The 20,343-nt window shown below is 58.4% G+C and carries 14 protein-coding genes and 1 tRNA gene; 1 reads left to right on the forward strand and 14 read right to left on the reverse strand.

Annotated features, from left to right (window positions below; genetic code table 11):
* Nucleotides 1-154: 154 nt before the first annotated feature.
* The 12 genes from DXD49_RS01185 to DXD49_RS01240 form a co-directional block, all read right to left on the reverse strand.
* Nucleotides 155-2,344 (reverse strand): YhgE/Pip domain-containing protein, encoded by a 2,190-nt coding sequence (locus DXD49_RS01185; RefSeq protein ID WP_117793997.1) that lies wholly within the window; start codon nt 2,342-2,344, stop codon nt 155-157.
* On the reverse strand, nt 2,345-5,119 hold the full coding sequence (locus DXD49_RS01190; protein WP_233541713.1) for a YhgE/Pip domain-containing protein: 2,775 nt from the start codon (nt 5,117-5,119) through the stop codon (nt 2,345-2,347).
* Between the two features lie 513 nt (nt 5,120-5,632).
* Complete coding sequence (gene htpG / locus DXD49_RS01195) at nt 5,633-7,657, reverse strand: molecular chaperone HtpG (protein WP_117793999.1); 2,025 nt, start codon at nt 7,655-7,657, stop codon at nt 5,633-5,635.
* A gap of 202 nt (nt 7,658-7,859) precedes the next feature.
* On the reverse strand, nt 7,860-8,360 hold the full coding sequence (locus DXD49_RS01200; RefSeq protein WP_117794000.1) for a GNAT family N-acetyltransferase: 501 nt from the start codon (nt 8,358-8,360) through the stop codon (nt 7,860-7,862).
* Nucleotides 8,361-8,400: 40 nt separating this feature from the next.
* A complete protein-coding gene (locus DXD49_RS01205; RefSeq protein ID WP_022094060.1) occupies nt 8,401-9,051 on the reverse strand; it encodes a tyrosine-protein phosphatase in 651 nt (216 codons plus the stop codon).
* A 17-nt stretch (nt 9,052-9,068) separates the two neighbouring features.
* Nucleotides 9,069-9,806 (reverse strand): CpsD/CapB family tyrosine-protein kinase, encoded by a 738-nt coding sequence (locus tag DXD49_RS01210; RefSeq protein WP_117734690.1) that lies wholly within the window; start codon nt 9,804-9,806, stop codon nt 9,069-9,071.
* Nucleotides 9,807-9,808: 2 nt separating this feature from the next.
* On the reverse strand, nt 9,809-10,465 hold the full coding sequence (locus DXD49_RS01215) for a YveK family protein (protein ID WP_117734691.1): 657 nt from the start codon (nt 10,463-10,465) through the stop codon (nt 9,809-9,811).
* 195 nt (nt 10,466-10,660) lie between these two features.
* Nucleotides 10,661-12,085, reverse strand: a complete 1,425-nt coding sequence (locus DXD49_RS01220; RefSeq protein WP_117794001.1) for a cell wall metabolism sensor histidine kinase WalK — start codon at nt 12,083-12,085, stop codon at nt 10,661-10,663.
* A 3-nt stretch (nt 12,086-12,088) separates the two neighbouring features.
* Nucleotides 12,089-12,817: a response regulator transcription factor gene (locus DXD49_RS01225; protein WP_089572665.1), complete on the reverse strand. Its 729-nt coding sequence runs from the start codon at nt 12,815-12,817 to the stop codon at nt 12,089-12,091.
* Nucleotides 12,818-12,881: 64 nt separating this feature from the next.
* The gene (pstB, locus tag DXD49_RS01230; protein ID WP_199568919.1) at nt 12,882-13,757 is read right to left on the reverse strand and encodes a phosphate ABC transporter ATP-binding protein PstB; all 876 of its coding nucleotides are present in this window, start codon (nt 13,755-13,757) and stop codon (nt 12,882-12,884) included.
* Between the two features lie 103 nt (nt 13,758-13,860).
* Nucleotides 13,861-15,099, reverse strand: coding sequence for a sensor histidine kinase KdpD (locus tag DXD49_RS01235; RefSeq protein WP_117763579.1), 1,239 nt, complete (start codon nt 15,097-15,099; stop codon nt 13,861-13,863).
* 25 nt (nt 15,100-15,124) lie between these two features.
* Nucleotides 15,125-15,820: a response regulator transcription factor gene (locus DXD49_RS01240; RefSeq protein ID WP_117734694.1), complete on the reverse strand. Its 696-nt coding sequence runs from the start codon at nt 15,818-15,820 to the stop codon at nt 15,125-15,127.
* A 197-nt stretch (nt 15,821-16,017) separates the two neighbouring features.
* Here DXD49_RS01240 and DXD49_RS01245 point away from each other — a divergent pair, with 197 nt between their 5' ends.
* Complete coding sequence (locus DXD49_RS01245) at nt 16,018-17,358, forward strand: D-alanyl-D-alanine carboxypeptidase family protein (protein ID WP_117734695.1); 1,341 nt, start codon at nt 16,018-16,020, stop codon at nt 17,356-17,358.
* 323 nt (nt 17,359-17,681) lie between these two features.
* Here DXD49_RS01245 and DXD49_RS01250 read toward each other — a convergent pair.
* Nucleotides 17,682-17,772 (reverse strand) — tRNA-Ser (locus DXD49_RS01250).
* A gap of 92 nt (nt 17,773-17,864) precedes the next feature.
* On the reverse strand, nt 17,865-20,306 hold the full coding sequence (locus tag DXD49_RS01255) for a lipopolysaccharide assembly protein LapB (protein ID WP_117794002.1): 2,442 nt from the start codon (nt 20,304-20,306) through the stop codon (nt 17,865-17,867).
* Nucleotides 20,307-20,343: the final 37 nt, after the last annotated feature.

The raw sequence follows: 20,343 nt of genomic DNA on the forward strand, positions 1-20,343 counted from the left end.
CCGGCCGACGCTGCGCGAGCCGCATTCACGCCAATCTGACGTTCAATTTCAAGGGCGCGACCAGAAGGTCAGCGCCCTTTCATTTCACGTCACCTTGGCGCAAATGCGGCTCGCTCGCTGGCATTAGCGCTGCATCGGCGTTAACGTTGCTGTACTAGATAAGCTTTGTTGATTCCAGCTTTTCGATGATCCAGTCGTTGGCTTTGATGACCGGGCGGCGGAAGACGACGCCCAGTGCCAGCGACGGAATCAGATAGCTCGCCAGAATGCCTAGCTCAATCCAGTACTCCATATGGTAGGCACCGGCCATGGCGGCATGCATGGCGTTGATGCCGTGAGTAAACGGCAGGAACGGATAGATCGCCTGGAACACGGGACCGGTCATCTCGATGGGGAATGTGCCGCCCGAACCACCGACCTGCATGACCAACAGCACGACGGCGAGAGCCTTACCGATATCTCCAAACGATACCGTAAGCGTGTAGACGATATTGGAGAACACGAGACTCGCGACCCAGCCCGCCAGCACAAACTGCAGCGGGTTGTCGCACTGAATGCCAAAGAACAAGATGTCGCCGGCGCACACGAGCGTCGCCTGCAGCAAGGCCAAGCCGCCAAAGAACAGGTAGCGGCCCAGGTAGATCTCGTGCAGGCGCACGGGGATCAGCTCGTTGATGAGTTCATCGTCAACCGACACCTTCATCATGGCTGCCAGCACGATCGAGCCCACCCACAGCGACAGGATCGTATAGAACGGCGCCATGGCCGAACCGTAATTTCGGATCGGATAGACCGGCTTGCGATCGAGCGCAACGGGGCCGGAAAGCGACGCGGCGAGGCCCTCGGGGTCGTTGCCGATCATCGTCTTGATCGTGGCAAGGTCGTCCGACATCAGGGCGCCATCGAGCTCGTCCTTAAAGGCGCTGATCTTATCGGACGCTTCACCTAGCTGATCGGAAGCCTTGTTGACCAGCTTGGCAGCCTTGGAGAGGCCCTTCGCCAACGAGCCGGATGCATCGGTGAGGCCGCTCACGGCACTATCCAGATTGCTCGAAATACCGTTCAGCGAATCCAAAACGCCCGAGATGGTCTTCTTGAGCTCCTTTGCCTTGACCGAGAATGTGGAGTCGTAATCGATCTTGGCACCCGAGACACCCGCCTTGGCGTCGGCGATCGCCCGGTCGGTTTCGGCGCGGACATCGTAAACCTTTGCCATGCTGTCCGAGAGAGACGTTGCGATGCCCGTCAGCTCCTTGGCGTTGTTGTCATACTCCGTCGCGATCCTGCCCAGCGATGTCGCCACAGACTTAAGACTGTCCTGGAGCTTTTCGTCACTCACCTGCTCGGCAAAACTGCGAAGCTGGTTAGCCACGTCATCGATATCGTTGGCACGCGATTCGAGTGCCGACGCGGCTTTGTTGAGCTGGGTCACCGTAACGTCGACATGCTGGTTCGCGGCGTCAAACGCCTTCGCAAGCTCGGTAGACACGTTGTCGAATGAGCCCGCGCTTCCGTCGATCGCGGTGTTGATGGCGTCGTTGGCTGCCTTGAGCGCTTCCTCGGAATCGCTCACACCGTTCTTTGCGTGCTCCATCAGCTGCTTCGTCGACTCATCAACAGTGCCCGTCTGCTTGAGCATGCCGCCCGCCGATGTCAGTGAATCGGACGTAGAGCTCAAAATGCCCGCGAGCGACGTCGCACTCGCCTGAACATCCTGCAGGTCCTCGACCGAATCGCCCAGCGTAGAGGAAAGATTGGCGATAAAGTTGCTGACCTGATCGGTGCTCATGTAATCGAGCAGGCTGGACACGGTCTTAAGGCCGATGGTCGTGATGGTCTTGGTAAAGGTCTCATTCACCTGGCTCTGGACGGCGCTCGAACCCTTTTCGGTCACGATCTGGGCGATGGCGTTAGCCTTCTGGTTTTCGTAGAACTCGATATCGGCGTGCTTCACCTCGGTCGAGAAAAGCGTCATCATGTCGGCGCTAAACGTTTTAGGGATAACGACGGCAGCGTAGTACGCGCCCGACTTAACGCCCTCAATCGCCTTATCGCGATCGTTGAGGACGACCCAGTCGAAGTTCTCATTGCCGCGCAGGGTGGCGGTTACGTTTTCGCCCACGTTGACCTCGACGGGAATCAGATCGCTCTCGTAACCCTCGTCGGTGTTGACCACGGCGATCTTAAGATTGCCGGTGTTGCCGTACGGATCCCAGCTGCCGGCGATGTTAAACCACGCGTACAGACACGGCACGATAATGAGACCCATCACGACGACCATGCCGATCACGGAGCGAGACACGTTTTGGACATCGCGCTTAAACAGGTGCAGGATGTTCTTCATTTATGCCTCACCTCCTTTAGAGTGCTTGCCAAGCGGGGTGGTGTCCCCGTCGTTTCCGTTTACGTTGTCAACGCCGTCGGCATCTTGAGCCTTACGATGCGCACCGATATGCGGCAGACGGCTCGTGGGCTGTTCGCTGTCCTTGGTGCCCCGCTCGCTGGCGTTGAGACCAAACATGCGACGGGCGGCGGGGATGGCAGCCGTGTGCTCGCGCATCTCGCGGCGCAGGTCCTCGTCCGAAAGCGCCGAGATACGCATCTGGGTATTGAGGCTCGCGCGGATGTACTCGATGTTGATGAGCCAGCCACAGATGGCGATAACCGAAATGATCCAGATAACGAGCAGGATGATCTTGCCGTTATTGTCGATATCGAGCACCGTCGAAAGCACAAAGAGCAGGACCTGCACGCCTACCACGGCGGCAAAACCGCCCTTGATGTAGTACGGGTAGCGATGCTCAAACGCCACGGCATGATCGAGCAGCTCGCGACGGTACGAATCCGAATCGAGCATGACGCGCATGGCCGTGCGCAGCGAATAGCGCTGGCGCGGCAGGTCATTGGACTCGCAGATCATGAGGCCCGTCGTGGAAAGCTGCTTATCAAAGAGCAGATTGAGGTTGAGCAGCAACGGGCGCAGCTGCAGACCGATAAAGAGCGCCACGATCAAGAACACGCCCAGAATGCACAGGTTAAACAGGTAGTTGAACGAATACATGCCGCCGACGGTCTCGCGCAGCAGATTGATGCCGTAGGTAAAGGGCAGCAGCGGGTGCAGCCACTGGAAGAAGCCGGGCATCATCTCGATGGGATACATGCCCGACGAGCCGGGGATCTGCACAATGACGAGGATGACGCCAATGGCTTTGCCGATATGCTTAAAGGTAGTGGACAGCGCATAGATGATGTTGACGTAGGTGAACGAGATAGCGATGCCGCCCAGCACAAAGAGCAGCGGATTGACGCACTGAACGCCAATGACCAGATCGCCCACCGTAACGATGATGGCCTGGAACGCGCCCAGGATCACCAGGAGCAACCAGCGACCAAAGTAGCCCTGACGCGCGGTAAAGCTGCCGATGCCTTCACGGTCAACCTCGAGCTTGTAGATGGCGATGAGCACATAGCCGCCCACCCACAGTGCCAGATTGGTGTAGAAAGGAGCAATGCCCGAGCCGAAGCTCTTGACCGGATAAATTGACTTTGAGGTCAGCTCGACCGGAGATGCCATAAAATCTGCGACGTCATTGACATCGACGCCCATCAGATCAGCCAGCTCGCCCATGGACTCGGAAGTCTGCAGGGCCGCGATGTCGTTGGCAGCGGTTGCGAGCCTGTCCTGGACCTTGGCAAGAGAGTCGTCGGTCTGGGACAGTGTGGTCTTGGCCTGTTTGAGCGTAGCGTTGAGTTGCGAAAGTGTACCGCGCGCGCTTGCAATAGCAGGCGTGAGGCCAGACACAATTCCCGTCAGATCACCCGAGACGGCGGCAAATGAATCAAGCGCGCTCGAGGCCTTCGGCAGCGCGTTTTGACCCAGGTCCGTCTGGGCCTGGCCAAGGTTAGTCGCACCGGTCTGGATTGCGGTATCGATAGCGCCGCTGGCACCCGAGACAGCGGCGGCGACTTTCTTCATGGCTCTCGCCTGCTCAGACAGACTATCCTTGATGCTCTGAAGCTTTTCATTCTGCTCGCGGAGAAAATCGATGGTCGATACAATGCGCGCGTCAATTTCCTCGGAACCTGTCGACGTGTCATTAACGAGAATTTCCAAGTGCCCGATAACGGCCTTATTGTGGTCGATCGTCGCCTGGAGAGAGTCAAGCGAGTTGTCGATACGGGTGGTCGTAGATGTGACCGTGCCCGTCAGCTTGCCAATCGCAGCGTTCGCGGAGGCTGACGTCTTGGTGAGCGCAAGGCTGCCTTCTGAGAGCGCCTTGGAGAGCGAGGTGATGGAATTACCCGCCGTGGCGCGAGCCTCGCCCAGCAGGTCGTTGCCTTGGGAGATCGCCTGCGTCAGCGACGGCGCCTGACCCTGTAGACCGGCAAGTGCTGCATCTGCCGAGACAATGGAACCACTCGTCTTATCGATGGCGGCATTCATGTCGCCAATCGAACCACGCACCTCGCTCAAGGTGTCGGATGCCTCGGACACCGAGGCTGCCAGCGAATCCTGGGTCTGGGTTGCCTTGTCCTTTAAATCGACTCCGGCATCCTTGGCGATACCGGCAACGGTCTCGCCCGCCGTGGAGACAAATTCCGAGTTGATCTGCTCCTCGATGGTGTTGGCACCGGTATCGGTGACCTTGGGCGCAATGGCGCTCTTCTTCTCATTGACGTAGTACGTAAGCTTGGGCTGATGGTAGTTGCCGTCGAGCATCGAAACCAGGTTATCCGAGAAGTTCTTGGGGATTACGATGGCCGCATAGTACTCACCGCTCTCAACGCCCTCTTTGGCATCGGCCGCCGAATCGACGAAGGTCCAGCCCAGCCGATCGTTCTCCTTGAGCTGATCGACGACCTTATCGCCCGCGTTGAGCTCGCCCACCAAGTCGTTTTGGGTGCCCTGATCGTTGTTGGCGATGGCAATCTTGATACCCTGGGTGTTTCCGTACGGATCCCAGTTGGCCACGATGTTGTACCAGGCATACAGCGAGGGAATAACGCACACGCCGAGGGTAACCACCAGGGCGACGGGGTTCACGATCAATCGCTTGATGTCGCGTTTAAAGATTGCAAAGGAAACCTTTGCATCGGATAGTTTGCTGCCGAGACTCACGCTTGGACCATCCATCCTGTCGTTGAATCGAATCGTACTATCGATAACCATTGTACGAAGGCGTTTTAACGTCTCGATGCACAATGGTATTGAGTTTTGCGGGTAGCAATATACTACGAAGATGAGTTAACGTACAGTTGTACAGTATCTTAAATTTCAGCAGGTCACAAAACCACAACCCGCACAAATTAGCAATCCGATTAGTCGTTAGGAACGTTCTTAAACTAGTCATTGGGGACGTTCTTAAACGACCAGTCAAACAAGGACGTCCCCAATGACTAGTTTGGACCACGGTAACGTCGATGTTTTGGCAATGCCAGCGAGCGGGCACCAGAGCGAACAAATTGGCATGAAAAGAGGACGGCATAGACCTTCTGGTCATGCCGTCCTCTTTGAATGACAAGTTGTCGCTCTGGTGCCCGCGCAGCGTCGACCGGTCCGCCGTTCGTTAGAACGGCGGACCTGAGGGCAGCGTCGAGCCGTTACGCGGTTCGTAGAACCGCGTATCTTAAGTTACATAAGCTCGCAGACAGCCGCCGCGAAGGCAACGGGGTCCTCGGGCAAAATACCCTCGACGAGCAGGGCCTGGTCATAGAGCAGGCCGGAGTACTGCTTGATCTTGTCGGCGTCGCCCGCCTTCTGAGCAGCGACGAGCTTGGCAAAGACCGGGTGCTTGGCGTTGAGCTCGAGCACACGCTGGCTCTTGGGCATACCGTCGGGCGCACCCTCGGGACCCTTCTGAAGCACCTTCTCCATCTCGAGCGAAAGCGGACCCTCGGTGGTGATGCACGCGGGAGCATCGGTCAGGCGCGCAGAGACAGCGACCTTCTCGACCTTGTCACCGAGTGCCTCCTTCATAGCGCCAAAGAGGTCCTCGTTCTCCTTAGTGGCGTCCTCGGCCTCCTTCTTCTCGTCCTCGGTCGCCAGGTCAAGATCGCCGGTAGCGACATTCTTGAGCTCCAGGTGACGATCCTCGACCTCGGGCTCGGCACCGTCGGCAACAGCCTTCTCGGCAGCCTCGCGAGCAGCATCGTCCTCATAGATCTTGGGCATATCGCGCGCAACGTACTCACGCATAGCCTGGAACGTGAACTCATCCACATCCTGCGTCAGCAGCAGCACGTCATAGCCGCGGTCGAGCACGCCCTTTACCACGGGCGTCTTGGTCAAGCGCTCACGCGAGTCGCCGGCGGCGTAGTAGATAGCCTTCTGATCCTCGGGCATGCCCTTGGCATACTCGGCCAGGGTAATCATCTTCTGTTCCTTGGCAGACCAGAACAGCAACAGGTCGGCGAGCTCATCGGCCTTCATGCCATAGCTCGAGTAGATGCCGTACTTAAGACCGCGGCCAAAGTTTTCGAAGAACTTCTCGTAGGCCTCGCGGTCGTTGTCGCGCATATCCTCAAGGTCGGCGGTGATCTTCTTCTCGACACGCTTGGCGATGGCCTTGAGTTGACGGTTCTGCTGCAGTGTCTCACGCGAGATGTTGAGCGACACGTCGGCAGAATCCACAACGCCACGGACAAAGTTGTAGTAGTCGGGCAGCAGGTCGTCGCACTTCTCCATGATCAGGACGTTGGAGCTGTAGAGTGCCAGACCCTTCTCGTAGTCCTTGCTGTACAGATCGAACGGCGCGCGACCCGGCACAAACAGCAGTGCGTCGTACTCGAGCGTGCCCTCGGCGTGGAAGCTGATGGTGCGCGCAGGATCGTCAAAGTCGTGGAACGTAGACTTGTAGAACTCGTCATAGTCCTTCTGCTCAACATCGGAGCTGCGCTTCTTCCAGATCGGCGTCATGGAATTGACGGTCTCGAGCTCCTGGTAGTCCTCGTACTCGGGCTTATAATCGTCGCCAGCATCCTCGGGCTTGGGCTTCTGGCGGCTCTTGGACACCATCATCTGGATCGGGTAACGCACATAGTTGCTGTACTGCTGAATCAGGCTCTTGAGGCCCCACTCGGTCAGGAAGCGATCGTAGGTCTCGGCCTCGCCGTCGGCGTCGAGCTTCTCGTTCTCGCGCAGCGTCAGGACGACATCGGTACCGTGCTCGGCGCGCTCGCCGTCTTCGATGGTGTAACCCTCAAGACCATCAGACTCCCACACGTGAGCGGTGTCCTCGCCATAGGCGCGGCTGACCACCTTCACATGGCTGGCAACCATAAAGGCAGAGTAGAAGCCCACGCCAAACTGACCGATGATATCGACATCCGAACCCTGCTGCTCGGCGTTCTCGGTCTTAAACTCCTCGGAGCCGGAATGGGCGATGGTGCCCAGATTGCGCTCGAGCTCCTCGGCGGTCATGCCAATGCCGTTATCCGAGATGGTAATGGTGCGGGCATCTTTATCAAAGGAGACGCGAATAGCCAAGTCGCCCTGGTCGAGCTTGACGCTCGGATCCTGCAGGCTCTTAAAGTTGAGCTTGTCAACGGCGTCGCTCGCGTTAGAGATAAGCTCGCGCAGGAAGATTTCCTTATTGGTGTAGATGGAGTTGATCATGAGGTCGAGCAGTTTTTTGCTCTCGGTCTTAAATTGACGCATGTGCAGTCCTTTCGCGCTACCCCCGTCCGCAAAAACGGCCCGGTCGCCCGAGCCGCATCGCAGACCTGCTATGTTCAGACTTAGATTTTATAACCCATTAGCGCGCATATATACATACGGAATCGAAAAACTGTATGTCTAAGCGCTCCGATGCGCCAATTGCCAAGGAGCGTCCCCAACTGCCGGCAGAAAAGGAACGTCCCTATCTGCCATCTACGCGCTTGGCCATCCAGGCATGGGGCTGGCCCTCGTCTTCGTAGTCTACCGGGGCAATTTGCGTGTAGCCCGCCTTGGCATAGAGCGGCAGCACGTATTCCTGCGCATGCAGCTTAATAAGCTTAGCGCCGGCATCGCGTGCACACGCACCACTGGCCTCAACGATCGCACTCGCCAGTCCACGACGACGCATAGCCGGCAGCACGGCCACGCGCCCCATAATGTAGGTCTCCCCCGCCGCGGCGCCTTCGTCCAAGTCGCACGTCGGCGACACCGGAGCCTCTGCGTCAGTCGCGCGCTCAAGCTCTTCGGGAAACACGCGCGAGCAACCGGCAAGCTCACCGTCTACATAGAGCGTCACATGAATGCAGTTCGGATCCTCGTCGATAGCGTCGAACTCATTCTCGTAGCCCTGCTCGTCCATAAAAACGACGCGGCGCACCAGCGCCGCGTCCTCAAAGCATCCCGTCTTAAGTTGGATATCCATGACAGCCCCCTTCATTCAGCACGAACGTTAGGGACAGATTTTAGCGAAAATGAGCTCCGCGCACGCTAAACTTCGCGCGAGCCTTCGCCAGGCAGTCGTAATGACCCACGTTATGGGCATCGCTCGCGATGAAGCTGTACAGGTTCTGATCGAACAGGCGCTGGGCCGGCTTTTTCTCGCGACCAAAGCGACCACCGGCAATAAAGTCCGCCGAAGCCTGCAGCTTGCAGCCCATATCGACTAGGCGCTCCGCCACGCTTACATCCTTTTGAACCGCACGATAGCGCTCAGGATGAGCGATGATCACCTGGTAGCCACGGCACTGCAAATCGTAAATCGTGTTCTCGTACTCTCTAAACGCATACGCATCGGCATGCGTCGAAAGCTCGAGCAGGAACTCGTTGGTCCCATCGAAATGCAGGTGCTCCGCGGCATCGATACCAAGCTCAACGAGCTTTCGATGGTTGACCTCGAAGCCCATCTGGAGCGGAAAACCGTCAGCGTTATCGCGCAGCAGCTCAAAGGCATCCCACATCTTGTCGTAATCAAAATAGGGATCACGGCAGTGAGGAGTGCAAACGATTCTGGTTACACCGGCCCGTTTGGCGGCCTCGAGCATCGCCAAGCTCTCATCGAGATCGGCGGCGCCGTCGTCTACACCCGGCAAGATATGGCAATGAATGTCACGCATAGATCAGCCCTAATTAACTAAACGTTTGCACGGTTGGTGAAGATGCCCTTTTTGGAAGTCCCCTGATCGCCGGAGCCCTTCTTCACCTTCTTACCGTCCTTGGTGTAGTAAGAGTAGTAGTACTCGCTGGTCTCGGTCTCGCAGTAGTTCATAACGGTACCGATAAGCTTGACTTTCTCAGACTTCTTAAGCTGACCGATGGCGTTGAGCGCCTCCTCACGCTTGGTGAAATCCTCGCGCACGACAAAAAGCGCGCCGTCGGTCAGGCTCGCGATCTCGGCAGCATCGATAAAAGTACCGACCGGAGGAGCATCAAAGATGACGTACTGGAACTTGGCGGACAGTGCCTTTACCAGCTTTGCAAAGCGGTGAGAGACGATGATATCGGCAGGATTGGGAATGTGCGGCTCGGCATCGAGGAAGTAGAAATTCTTCTGGCCGGTCTCGACGATCGCCTGGTCGATAGACACCTGCTCAGACAGGACCGAATAGAGTCCGCCACGGGAGCGGACACCGAGCATATCGGCAAGGGACCTGCGGCGCATATCGGCCTCGACCAGCAGGACACTCTTGCCGCTGGTGGCGATAGCCTGGGCAAGGTTGATGGAAACCGTGGACTTGCCCTCGTTGGGAATCGAGGACGTGACGGTAATGGTGCGAATGGGATCGTCTACGCTCGCAAAGCGAATATTGGCCAAAAGGGTCTTGGCGGCATTCTGCACAACAAGCTTGTCGGTGTTTTTCGCCTTAGCCATGCCTATTTACCACCTTTCATAGCCGGAATTCGGCCAACAACGGGAATACCCAGGAGCTCTTCTGCCTCTTCGGCACCGCGGATGCGGGTGTTGAGCATGTCTGCCAAAACGACATAGGCAACTGCGATAAAGATACCGGCGAGGAACGCGACGGCAATATACAGCGCGCGCTTGGGGCCACTGGGGGCTTCGGGGGTCTTAGCCTCGTCGATAACGTTGATGCTCTGGGCAGCGCCGACGTTCTGAGCGACCGTACTCACCGAGCTGGCCATGGCCTTTGCGACCTCAGCCGTCTCCTTGGCATCGGTGCCGGTAACCGAAAGCGTAATGACACGCGTGGTGGTCTCGGAGGAAACAGACACCTTGTAGTCATCCAGATCGGTGAGGCCCAGTTCTTTGGCGGCGCCGCTCTTAACGCTATCGCTATCCAGCAGCGTGGCGATATCGTTGGAAAGCATCTGGCTCGCCGAGAGATCGTTGTAGCTCATCTGACCGCTATCGTCGGTCTTGGCGAGAATGTACATGCTCGTCGTCGCGGTGTAGGTGTTGTCCATCGCAGCGAAGGACACGATGCCCATGGCGATCGCGCAGACCACCGGAAGGGTGATGACCAGCTTGAGGTGCTTCTTCAGCAGCTGGAACAGTTCGAGAAGGGTCATGCAGCTTGCCTTTCATTTCCCCAGTTCGGATTGACAAAACTGTCCGTATGTTATCGCATCTTTTTACCGAGACCAAACTCTATACATAAGAAACAGGCTCTCCTGTAAAAATGACGGAAACAATCGTAAAATTGCACAACAACGCCGCACCCGAAAGTCCGATGCGGCGTCTACATCATTATCTATGTTGTATCGCTATGCGAATGGCTCGTCCTGCTGTATGGGAAACGTCACCGTAATGGTGGTTCCCACGCCCAACTCGCTCGATAGATCGATCGTGGCGTGATGATACAGGGCCGCATGCTTGACAATGGCAAGCCCCAGACCGGTTCCGCCGCGTGCCTTGGACCTACTCTTGTCCACGCGATAGAACCGCTCAAATACCTTGCCCTGTTCTTCAGGCGCGATACCGATTCCCGTGTCGGCGACCGCGAGGAACGGATGGCCTTCGTCGTTGGTGCCGCACTGCAGCGTAACCGTACCGCCGGGTCGATTGTAGCGGATGGCGTTGCTTGCCAGATTGTAGATGAGCTCGTCAATCAAGCGCGACACGCCTTCGATGACCACAGGCTTGGTCTCATGACTTATCGTCACATTCGCCTGACGGGCGACCTGTTCAAGACGCTGCTCAACCGTGTAGATGGCACGCGAGAGCTCAATAGGCTCCGTGGACCCAATGGGCACCGCCTCGCCCTCAGTTGCACGCTCGGCCTCGTCCAAGTTAGACAGCGTAAGGATATCGTTGACAAGCGCTGCCAAGCGGCCCGCCTCACGATAGATGCGACCGCCAAAGTTGCGCAGGTCATCCTCGCCCTCAACCATGCCGTTTGCGATGAGCTCGGCATAGCCCGAAATCGCCGTAAGCGGCGTCTTGAGCTCATGGGTGATATTCGCCGTGAATTCGCGGCGCATACGGTCGTTGTCCGCTAGCACCGCCATTTGGCGCTTGAGTTCCTGGCGCTGCGACTCGATACGCTCAAGCATGGGGACCATCTCGGCATAGGCGTGCTCATAGCTACGGCGCGGGTGGTCCAAATCCACCTCTTGCAACGGCGCGATGATGGCACGGGACTCGCGGCGCGCCATGAAAAACGAGAGTACCGCACCCGCTGCTGCGATAAGCAGCATCGGCGCCACCATCGACAGCAAAATCGCCGCAACGCCAGGCTGGGCCTGCGCCAAGCGGACAACCTGGCCGTTATCAAGGGCGACGGCGCGATACAGCATAATCTCGTCGAGCGTAGAGCTTGCGCGCTCCGCGGAACCCAAACCACTCTCAAAGGCCTCGATGACCTCGGGGCGATCGCCATGGTTGGGCAGTATGGAAGGCGATGCCTCGTTGTCGTAGGCAACCGATCCATCCTTGTTAATCAGCGTGATGCGCAAGTCCTCGCGATCGAGGCTACGCAAGAACAGGATGGGCTCCTGCTGCTCGTCGAGGGCGGCAGCAATGAGCTCGGTTTCCTGCGCTAGATTGGCACTCGTGGCATCCGCCAAGGTGTTTTGCAAAAAAAACGCACCCAGCACCGTAAACGCCACGATAACCGCCATGGCGCAGACAAAGATCGTCACAAAAACGCGGTGCGACAGCGTTTGTTTTCCCTGGGGGGCGAAGACCACGGGTTACTCCTCCGATGCGGTGGCCGCGGTGTCGTCACCTTCGGCACCATCACCGGCAGAAGGCTCGGCCAAGCGGTAGCCCACGCCGCGCACGGTCTCGATGGCGCTGGCATGCTCGCCCAGTTTTTGGCGAAGCGTCTGCACGTGCACGTCAACGGTGCGCGAACCGCCGTCGAAGTCCCAGCCCCACACGCTCTGCAGCAACGACTCGCGGGTAAAGACCACGCCAGGCTTGCGCATGAGATACTCAAGCAGGTCGAACTCGCGCAGGGTAAGCTTAAGCGGCTCGCCGGCAACGGTCACCTCGCGATGGCTGGGCGAGAGCACGATGTCGCCCACACTGAGCACATCGCTCGCCTGCTTGACCATGCCGCCGCGACGCAGCAGTGCGCGGCAACGGCTCGCAAGCTCCATGAGCGAAAACGGCTTAGTCAGGTAATCGTCGGCACCGCCATCGAGCGCCATCACCTTGTCGAGCTCGGTGTCCTTGGCGGTAAGCATCATGATGGGCACCGTCGCCGTCAGGCGGTCGGCACGCAGGCGACGCATAATTGCCAGGCCATCGGTATCGGGCAGCATGATGTCGAGCAGGACAGCATCGGGCACCCGTCGCGCCACGGCAGCTTTAAACTCGCCATCGCACGAAAAGCCCTCGGCCTCGATCCCCTGCTTGCGCAGCGCATAGACCGTCAAATCCCTGATGTTGTCATCGTCCTCGACGTAATAGATCATGTTGAACCCCTTTGCGGCCGGCATGACCGCATCTTAACCCTAAAGGTACCTTTACGAGATGGTATCAGCCAAAACGTCCCGTCAAATAATCCGCTGTGCGCGGGTCGGTCGGATTCTTGAAGAGCTGAGCGGCGGGCGCGTGTTCCACTAACTCACCCAGCAAAAAGAACGCGACCGAGTCGGAGATGCGCGCAGCCTGCTGCATGTTGTGCGTAACGACCACCAGCGTGCAGGTCTCCTTGAGCTCGCAGGCCAGCTGCTCCACCACCAGCGTCGATACGGGGTCGAGCGCCGAGGTCGGCTCGTCCATCAGCAGAATGTCGGGCTGCACGGCCAGTGCACGGGCGATGCACAAACGCTGCTGCTGGCCGCCCGAAAGACCCAGGCCCGACTCCTTCAGTTTGTCCTTGACCTCGTCCCACAGGGCAGCGCGGCGCAGGGAGTCCTCGACCAACTCGTCGAGCACGACGCGGTCGTGCACTCCCATGCCGCGAGGACCGTAGGCGACGTTGTCGTAGATGCTCATGGGAAACGGATTGGGGCGTTGGAACACCATACCCACGCGCTGGCGCAGACGGCAGATGTCGTAGTCGCCCAGGATATCCTGGCCATCGAGCGCGATCTTGCCCTCGATGCGACAGTCCTTGATGCCGTCGTTCATGCGGTTAAAACAACGTAGCAGCGTCGACTTGCCGCAGCCCGAAGGACCGATAAACGAGGTGATCTGCTTGTCGCGGATCTTGATGGACACGTCCTTGAGTGCGCGGTGGTCGCCATAGAACAAATCGAGGCCCTCGACGTCGATGCGCGTCGGCGAGGCGGCAAGGTCCTGCGCCGTGGGGCGCGTCGCGTCTCCGACTTCGCGCTCGTGCGCAGCCTCGGCTCGCGCTTCCATGAGTTCTTCAAGCTCCGTGGGCTCCACAGCCGCAGCAGCCGTCATACCGCATACCTCCATATCGATATCAATCCAGCAGTATCGATAGTAGGAATCGCGGCTCATACGCACGTGATCGCATTGTCAAGTGTTTGTAAGGGCTCCTACGCTACGCGGCGGGCAGCTCGATGGTAAAAACGGTATGCTCGGGCGTCGATTCGCACGCGATGGTACCGCCATGCGCGCATACAATCTCCTTGGCGATGGCGAGACCCAGCCCAGCGCCGCCGCGATTGGTCGCACGCGCCGCATCCAGGCGATAGAACTTCTCAAAGATCACCTTGAGCTTTGGCTCAGGGATCGGATCGCCTTGGTTTATAAATCGTACGCGCACGCCGCCGTTACCCAAACGTCTGGCCTCAATCGTGATCATCGAGCCTTCATAGCTATAGGCAACAGCGTTTTTCATGATGTTGTTGAATACGCGAGCCATCTTGTCGCCGTCCACGAGCACCGTCAGATCCTCGCAGATATCAACCTGGGCTTCTTTATGCTGTTCGTTGAGAATGGGATAGAACTCGTCGGCCACCTGTGCCAGTAAGAGCCCCAAATCGACGTAGCTGCGGGTGAGCACGATATCGTGGAAATCAAAACGCGTGATGTCGAAGAACTCCTCGATGAGCGCATCGAGCCGGTGGGCCTTGTCGATTGCCACGCCCGTAAAACGCGCGCGCTGCTCAAGCGGCAAATCGGGGGCCTCCTGCAAGAGCGAAAGGTAGCCCACCACGCTGGCGAGCGGCGTGCGCAGGTCGTGCGCCAGGTACGTCACCAGGTCATCTTTGCGGTGGGATTCGTCACGCAGGGCTTGTTGAACCCTACGCTCGCAATCGCGCGCCCGGTTGAGCGCACCCTCGGCCTCGAGGAAGTCGCCGTCAATGTTGTCCCATGTGTCGGGGTTATCGATCAGACGGTCCTGAATGCGGGCGGCAATCACGCGGTCTGCGTGCAGCTCGCCCTGCTCGTAACCCTGGTAGTACAGGGCGCGTCCGCAGAAGAACAGGACGCACACGGCAAGCGCCAGCACAAATCCAAGCATGTTGAACACAAAGCCGGCGTCAAAGAATACGGGCTCGCCAATACCGCCAAGCGCCATGGACCCGATCGCCAACGTAATTGTCCACGCGGCGCCGCCGATCACCACACAGCGGCGAACGATTTCGAATCGATCAATCAGCAAAATGCCAATGAGTAGAACTGCCAGGATGCCAACGATATTGTCAATGCCGATGAGCAGCAGACTCAGCAAAAAGAGCAGCACCGTCGCTAACGCACGGTTGTCAACGACCGCCCTTACGTATTCAAAGAGTCGATCGGGCACCTCGAATGCCCGCCTATCGTCTTTTGTCATATCTACTCCCCCACCATCAAAGGCGTTATTCGATTATGTAGCCGACGCCCCAGACGTTTTTGATAAAGCGCGGCTTCTGGGCATCGTCGCCAATCTTTTCGCGCAGATGGCGAATGTGCACCATCACCGTATTGTTGGAGCCGGGCATAAAGTCCTCGTTCCACACCGCGCGGAACAGGTCCTCCACGGGCACTACGCTGCCGCGATGCTCGGCCAGATACAGCAAGATGGAATACTCGATGGGCGTGAGGCGCACCGGCGCACCGTCCACCGTCACGGAGCGAGCGTCACGGTTGATCTCGAGGCCGTCGAGCTGGAGGGTCGGCAACTCGGTCGCCTGCGCGCGGCTGCCGTAGCTGGTATAGCGACGCAACTGAGCATGAACGCGCGCGATGAGCTCCAGCGGGCGGAACGGCTTGACCACGTAATCGTCCGCGCCAAGCGAAAGGCCTTCGATCTTATCCTGCTGGGCATCGCGTGCCGTCAACATAATTACGGGATAGGTATGGCTGACACGGATGGTACGCAGCAGCTCAAAGCCATCGATGTCGGGCAGCATGACATCGAGCAGTGCCAGGTCAAACTTTTGTTCCAGAATTGCCTTGGCCGCATCGGCCCCGCTGTAGGCGATCTGGACGTCAAAGCCCTCTTTTGTAAGGTAGATACCAACCAGGTCGGCGATGGCCTTCTCGTCATCAACTACCAGTATGCGCTCGTTCATGCGTGCTCCTCTCGCGCTCCATTATGCCCGAGGCGGCGCCCGCCACACACAACAAGCGTGGGCGATTAAGTCGACCTTAAGCACCCTTGCGCCCATTCGAGCACGAATGCGGGCCATGCGCGCACGCAACGATCGTCGTCGCCGGCAAACGATATACTCTAGTGCCAGAAGAGACCATCCCGTCGAAAGCGAAATCTGTGAAGTCCCTCACCTCTTTTGCAAAACGCTCCGCCCAGCTTGCCGCCGGCTTTGCCTGCGCCATCGCCCTTGTTGCCGGCGCGCCCGCTGTTGCCGGCGCCCAAGTGCTCACGACCGACGACGTCTGCGGCAAGACCGCCGACGTCCGCGGCATCACGACAGAAAACCTGCCCGATATCGAGGCAACTAATGCCCTTGTTATGGGCAAGGACGGCACCGTCTACTATGGACGCGGCGCCGATGAGCAGGTCAAGATTGCCTCGATCACCAAGGTCATGACCGCAATCCTGACCGTCGAAAACTGCAAGATGGACGAGAAGGTCACGGTGAGCAACGCTGCCGCCACCGTAGGCAACTCGACTGCCGGCCTGCTCGAAGGCGACGAGCTCACCGTGGAGCAGGCACTACGCGGCCTGATGACCCCCTCGGGCAACGACGCCGCCATCGTGCTTGCCGAGTACGTGGGCAAAAAGATCGACCCCAAGACCAAAGACGCCGAGGCAACCTTTGTGAAGGCCATGAACGAGCGCGCCAAAAAGCTCGGCTGCACCGGCACGGTCTTTGAGAACCCACACGGTCTGGACTTTGATGAGTGGGCCGGCGACATGCACTCAACCGCACACGACGTGGCACTGATGATGCAGGAGGCCATGAAAGACGATACGATTCGTGAAGTCGTCGCGAGCGAGGATTCTTGGATTGAGGTCACGGGCGCCGATGGCTCAGACCATTCGCATTCCATGGACACGCACAACGTTTTGCTCGGTCAGGACGGAAACATTGGTGGCAAGACCGGCACCACCGACGACGCGGGCTATTGCTTTACGAGCGCCTACAACCGCGACGGCGACGAGATCTACACTGTTATTTTGAACTCCACCACCACCGACCAGCGCTTTACCGATACCGCCACCCTTGCCAACTGGTACTACGGCCACAAGGTCACGGTCGCGATCGCCAACACGCAGGAGAAGACCGCCAACGGCAACCCGCTCATGGCGCGCATTAGCCAGACAGATTGGACGGACAAGACGATCGACGCCACGCTCGCCGATCCTACGGCGCAAGCGACCGTGTTTTCCCTTGCCGGCGAGGTGACCGAAAAGGTTAGCTACGACGATCTTTCGGGCACGGTGCATGTGGGCGACAAGGTGGGCAGCATTACGCTCAAGCAGGACGGTACCAAGATCGCCGTCATGGATTTGGTTGCCGACGAGGAAGGCTCGGGGCCGAATCCCATTGAGTGGCTACTCGTGAAGCTCGACCGCCTGGGCCGTCGCATCGACAACCGCCCACTCATGGCAGAAAGCGAGACCGTCGCCAAGGCACCCGAGGTGTAGGGCGCAAAAAATAATAAGCCCATTAAAAGGAGGCGTCCGAAAGGATGCCTCTTTTTTTGAGGGTTCGAATCCCCAGCCGCCATTCTTGATAATAAAAAAGGGCCCCAAATGGGACCCTTCTTTCAATTCATACTGGCGGAGAGCTGGGGATGTCCGGGCATGCTACGCATGCCCTCCGGCTTCAAAGCCTGGCGGCTTTTCGCCCACGGGCTACAAACGCTTTCGCGTTTGCTTAACGCCCGTGCCCTCTCGGGTTCGAATCCCCAGCTAACGTGGTTCAACTAAAAAAGGGTCCCTTTCGGAACCCTTCTTTAAAGTCTTACTGGCGGAGAGCTGGGGATTCGAACCCCAGATGCCCTTTTGGGGCATACTCGCTTAGCAGGCGAGCACCTTCGGCCTCTCGGTCAGCTCTCCGTAACAGCCGTTCTATAGTAACCAAACAGCCGAAGTTGGGCAAGAGGAAATTTTCTAATTGCCTAGCAGCCTTTCCTCCTTGAAAGCTTCGCCTACCCCAGCGAGCGGTTGAGGGAGCCGAGCTCGTCGTTGCCCATGGTGCGCCACATTTGGAAGATACAACCGCGTGCCAGGAAAAAGAAACCGTTGTCGACCAGTTGCACGGCGGCATCTGCAAGCTGATTCGTCACGGCGGACACTGGCGGCAGCTCGAGTCCAGCCTTGCGGATGGTCTCGCCCGCTTCCTCGAACGTCGGAGGCTCGCTGACGCCCATCTCGTTCATAAGGCCCTGCATTTCTTCCAGCGCGCTGCTGCCCGACTCCTCGCCGCGCGGCACCAGGCGGTAGCACGCCAACGCGAGCTCGAGCTGGTCGCAGTTCCAATAGGCAAACGCCAGGCGATAAAACAGGTAACCGATTGAAGTACGGTCGCTTGCAATGCGCAGGCCATGGCGCGCTACCTCGATAATCTCGTCAAAGCGCTCCAGACGTGCCAACACGTTGATGAGCGCGAAGTGAGACTGCATGGACGAACGCGCCAGATCGTAAAGATGGCGCACCTCGGGCAGTGCTCGTTCAAAGTCCTCTTGCTCGGCGTAAAAGCTGCAGATCTCGTGCTGGGCAAAGTACAGCGCATCGGGCGCACGAAGGATTCGCACAGAGCGGTCTTCTTCCAACACCGGTAGCACCATGCGCACCAGCTGGTTATCACAAAACTGCGTTTGAACCGGACCTGTCGCCAAAAGCTCGGCGACGGCGCACTTAGCCTCCAACTCCTCGACAAGACGGGAAAAACCTTCAAAAGCACCTGTACGGTCGACTTTTGCCTGCTCGCGCAATTCAACAACACGGGCCACGTATGGGTCATCGTCCTCTTCCATGACCTCCAACTCGTCAGCCTTATCGGCAAGCAGCAGATCGCGCAGTGCCGGCGGCAGCGTGCGATGGTCATCACGCGGACGAGCATGAACCTCCGCAGGTTCAATCGTCTCCGGAGCAGTTGACTCATACGCCTCAAGCACACGCTTGCACGGCATATCGTCCATGTCCATGCTCTCAAGATCCTTGGCGACAGGCACGCAATCGGCCAGATAGGCCGCGCGCCCAAAGAAATACGTTGCGACAACGCGCTCGCCCTGCTCACTGTCGGGAGCAGCAATCTGCACATAGCAGCGCGTGATGCAGGTGCCCGCGGCAAAACACGCCGCCGCAAGCGTGAGCGCCACGCGCGCATCGTGCTCCGCAGCCCAGATCGCACGCGTGTCCTCTTCCAGCTCGCGCCAGGCGTCATCTTGAGCGTCGTATTCACGTTGCGGCATGGCATCCACGACAGAGTGCCCAAACCGAACGAGCATAATCCCCTCGGCAACGTTTGCCCGATAGGTATAGTCGAGCCGTGTGACCACGTTGAGCGCTTCTACGATACGTGCAAAGCGGGTGCGAACGTCCCACTCACCGCCCGGCTGGCAAGCCACCGTACCCGGTTTGCCCCACGGGTTATCGCTCGAGGCCGTATCGAGCAGTCGGGGAACATCATTGATCGTCTTGGCGATATGCCACGCATCAAAGAGCGCGCAGCCCTCAAGGCTCGGCGAGGATGCCGCGGGGACCAATCCGGCCCCGATGCGCTCAAGGATGCCGGAGAGGCGGTTGAGACGGCACTCGACGGCAAGCAGCATGTCAATCTCGTCCTGGTCCAGCAAGCTGCGATCAAAATTGAGATAGAACAGCTTTGACCGGTCGATGCGCGCTAGGCTCATTTCGGACTTGGCGGCAATGGTGCGTAGACGGGGCAGGTCGACCTCGCTCATAAGGGCGGCGGCATAACGCTCGATACCGCTCGGATTCTCGGCATGGTCAACGCGGTAAAGCAGCGTCTCGATAGCATCGGGGAGCGGTGCCGTGTTAAAGCCCAAAAACACCTCGACCGGCTCGGGTAACTTTACGAGCTTGATCTTGTCGACAACGTTTTGCATGTCCGCATCGAGACCGTCGACGCCCGCCGTGTTCGCAATAGCGCTTTCGGAGTTGGCAAATATCACGTAGCGCAAGAACATCGAGGCCATGAACTCGCCGTAAGGAAGAGCGCGGGTCGAATTCCACGTCTCGCGGTCGGACTGCTCGCGCATGGGGCCTTCGGGAGATCCGGCAGTTCGCGCGCACGCGCGCATGGCGCCGTTGGCCGCCCTCACCATAATCTCGCCAATACTGGAATCGGACTCGTCAAGGACCAGTTCCATGTCGGGATCGTTGGGCAGCGGAGCCTCGCTAACGGGGCGGTCCACCTTGTACACCTCACCCGAAACGCTTACGTAGCCCAAAAGCGACACATGACTTTTGCCAACGAATTCGACGACATAACAAGATTCATGTTGATCCTCGCCAAAGAGTTTCCAGACCACGCCATATGAGCGTCCCGCAGGCTGCTCGGGCATCGCCGGAAAGCGCTTCTTGGGATCGAGAAACCTGAGCTTGTATGTCGGACGCTCTGCCACGAAATATCACCCTGATCGGTCGCTTGAGAAGGAGTGG

The organism is Collinsella sp. TM05-38 (genome assembly GCF_003466445.1).
Taxonomy (GTDB): domain Bacteria; phylum Actinomycetota; class Coriobacteriia; order Coriobacteriales; family Coriobacteriaceae; genus Collinsella.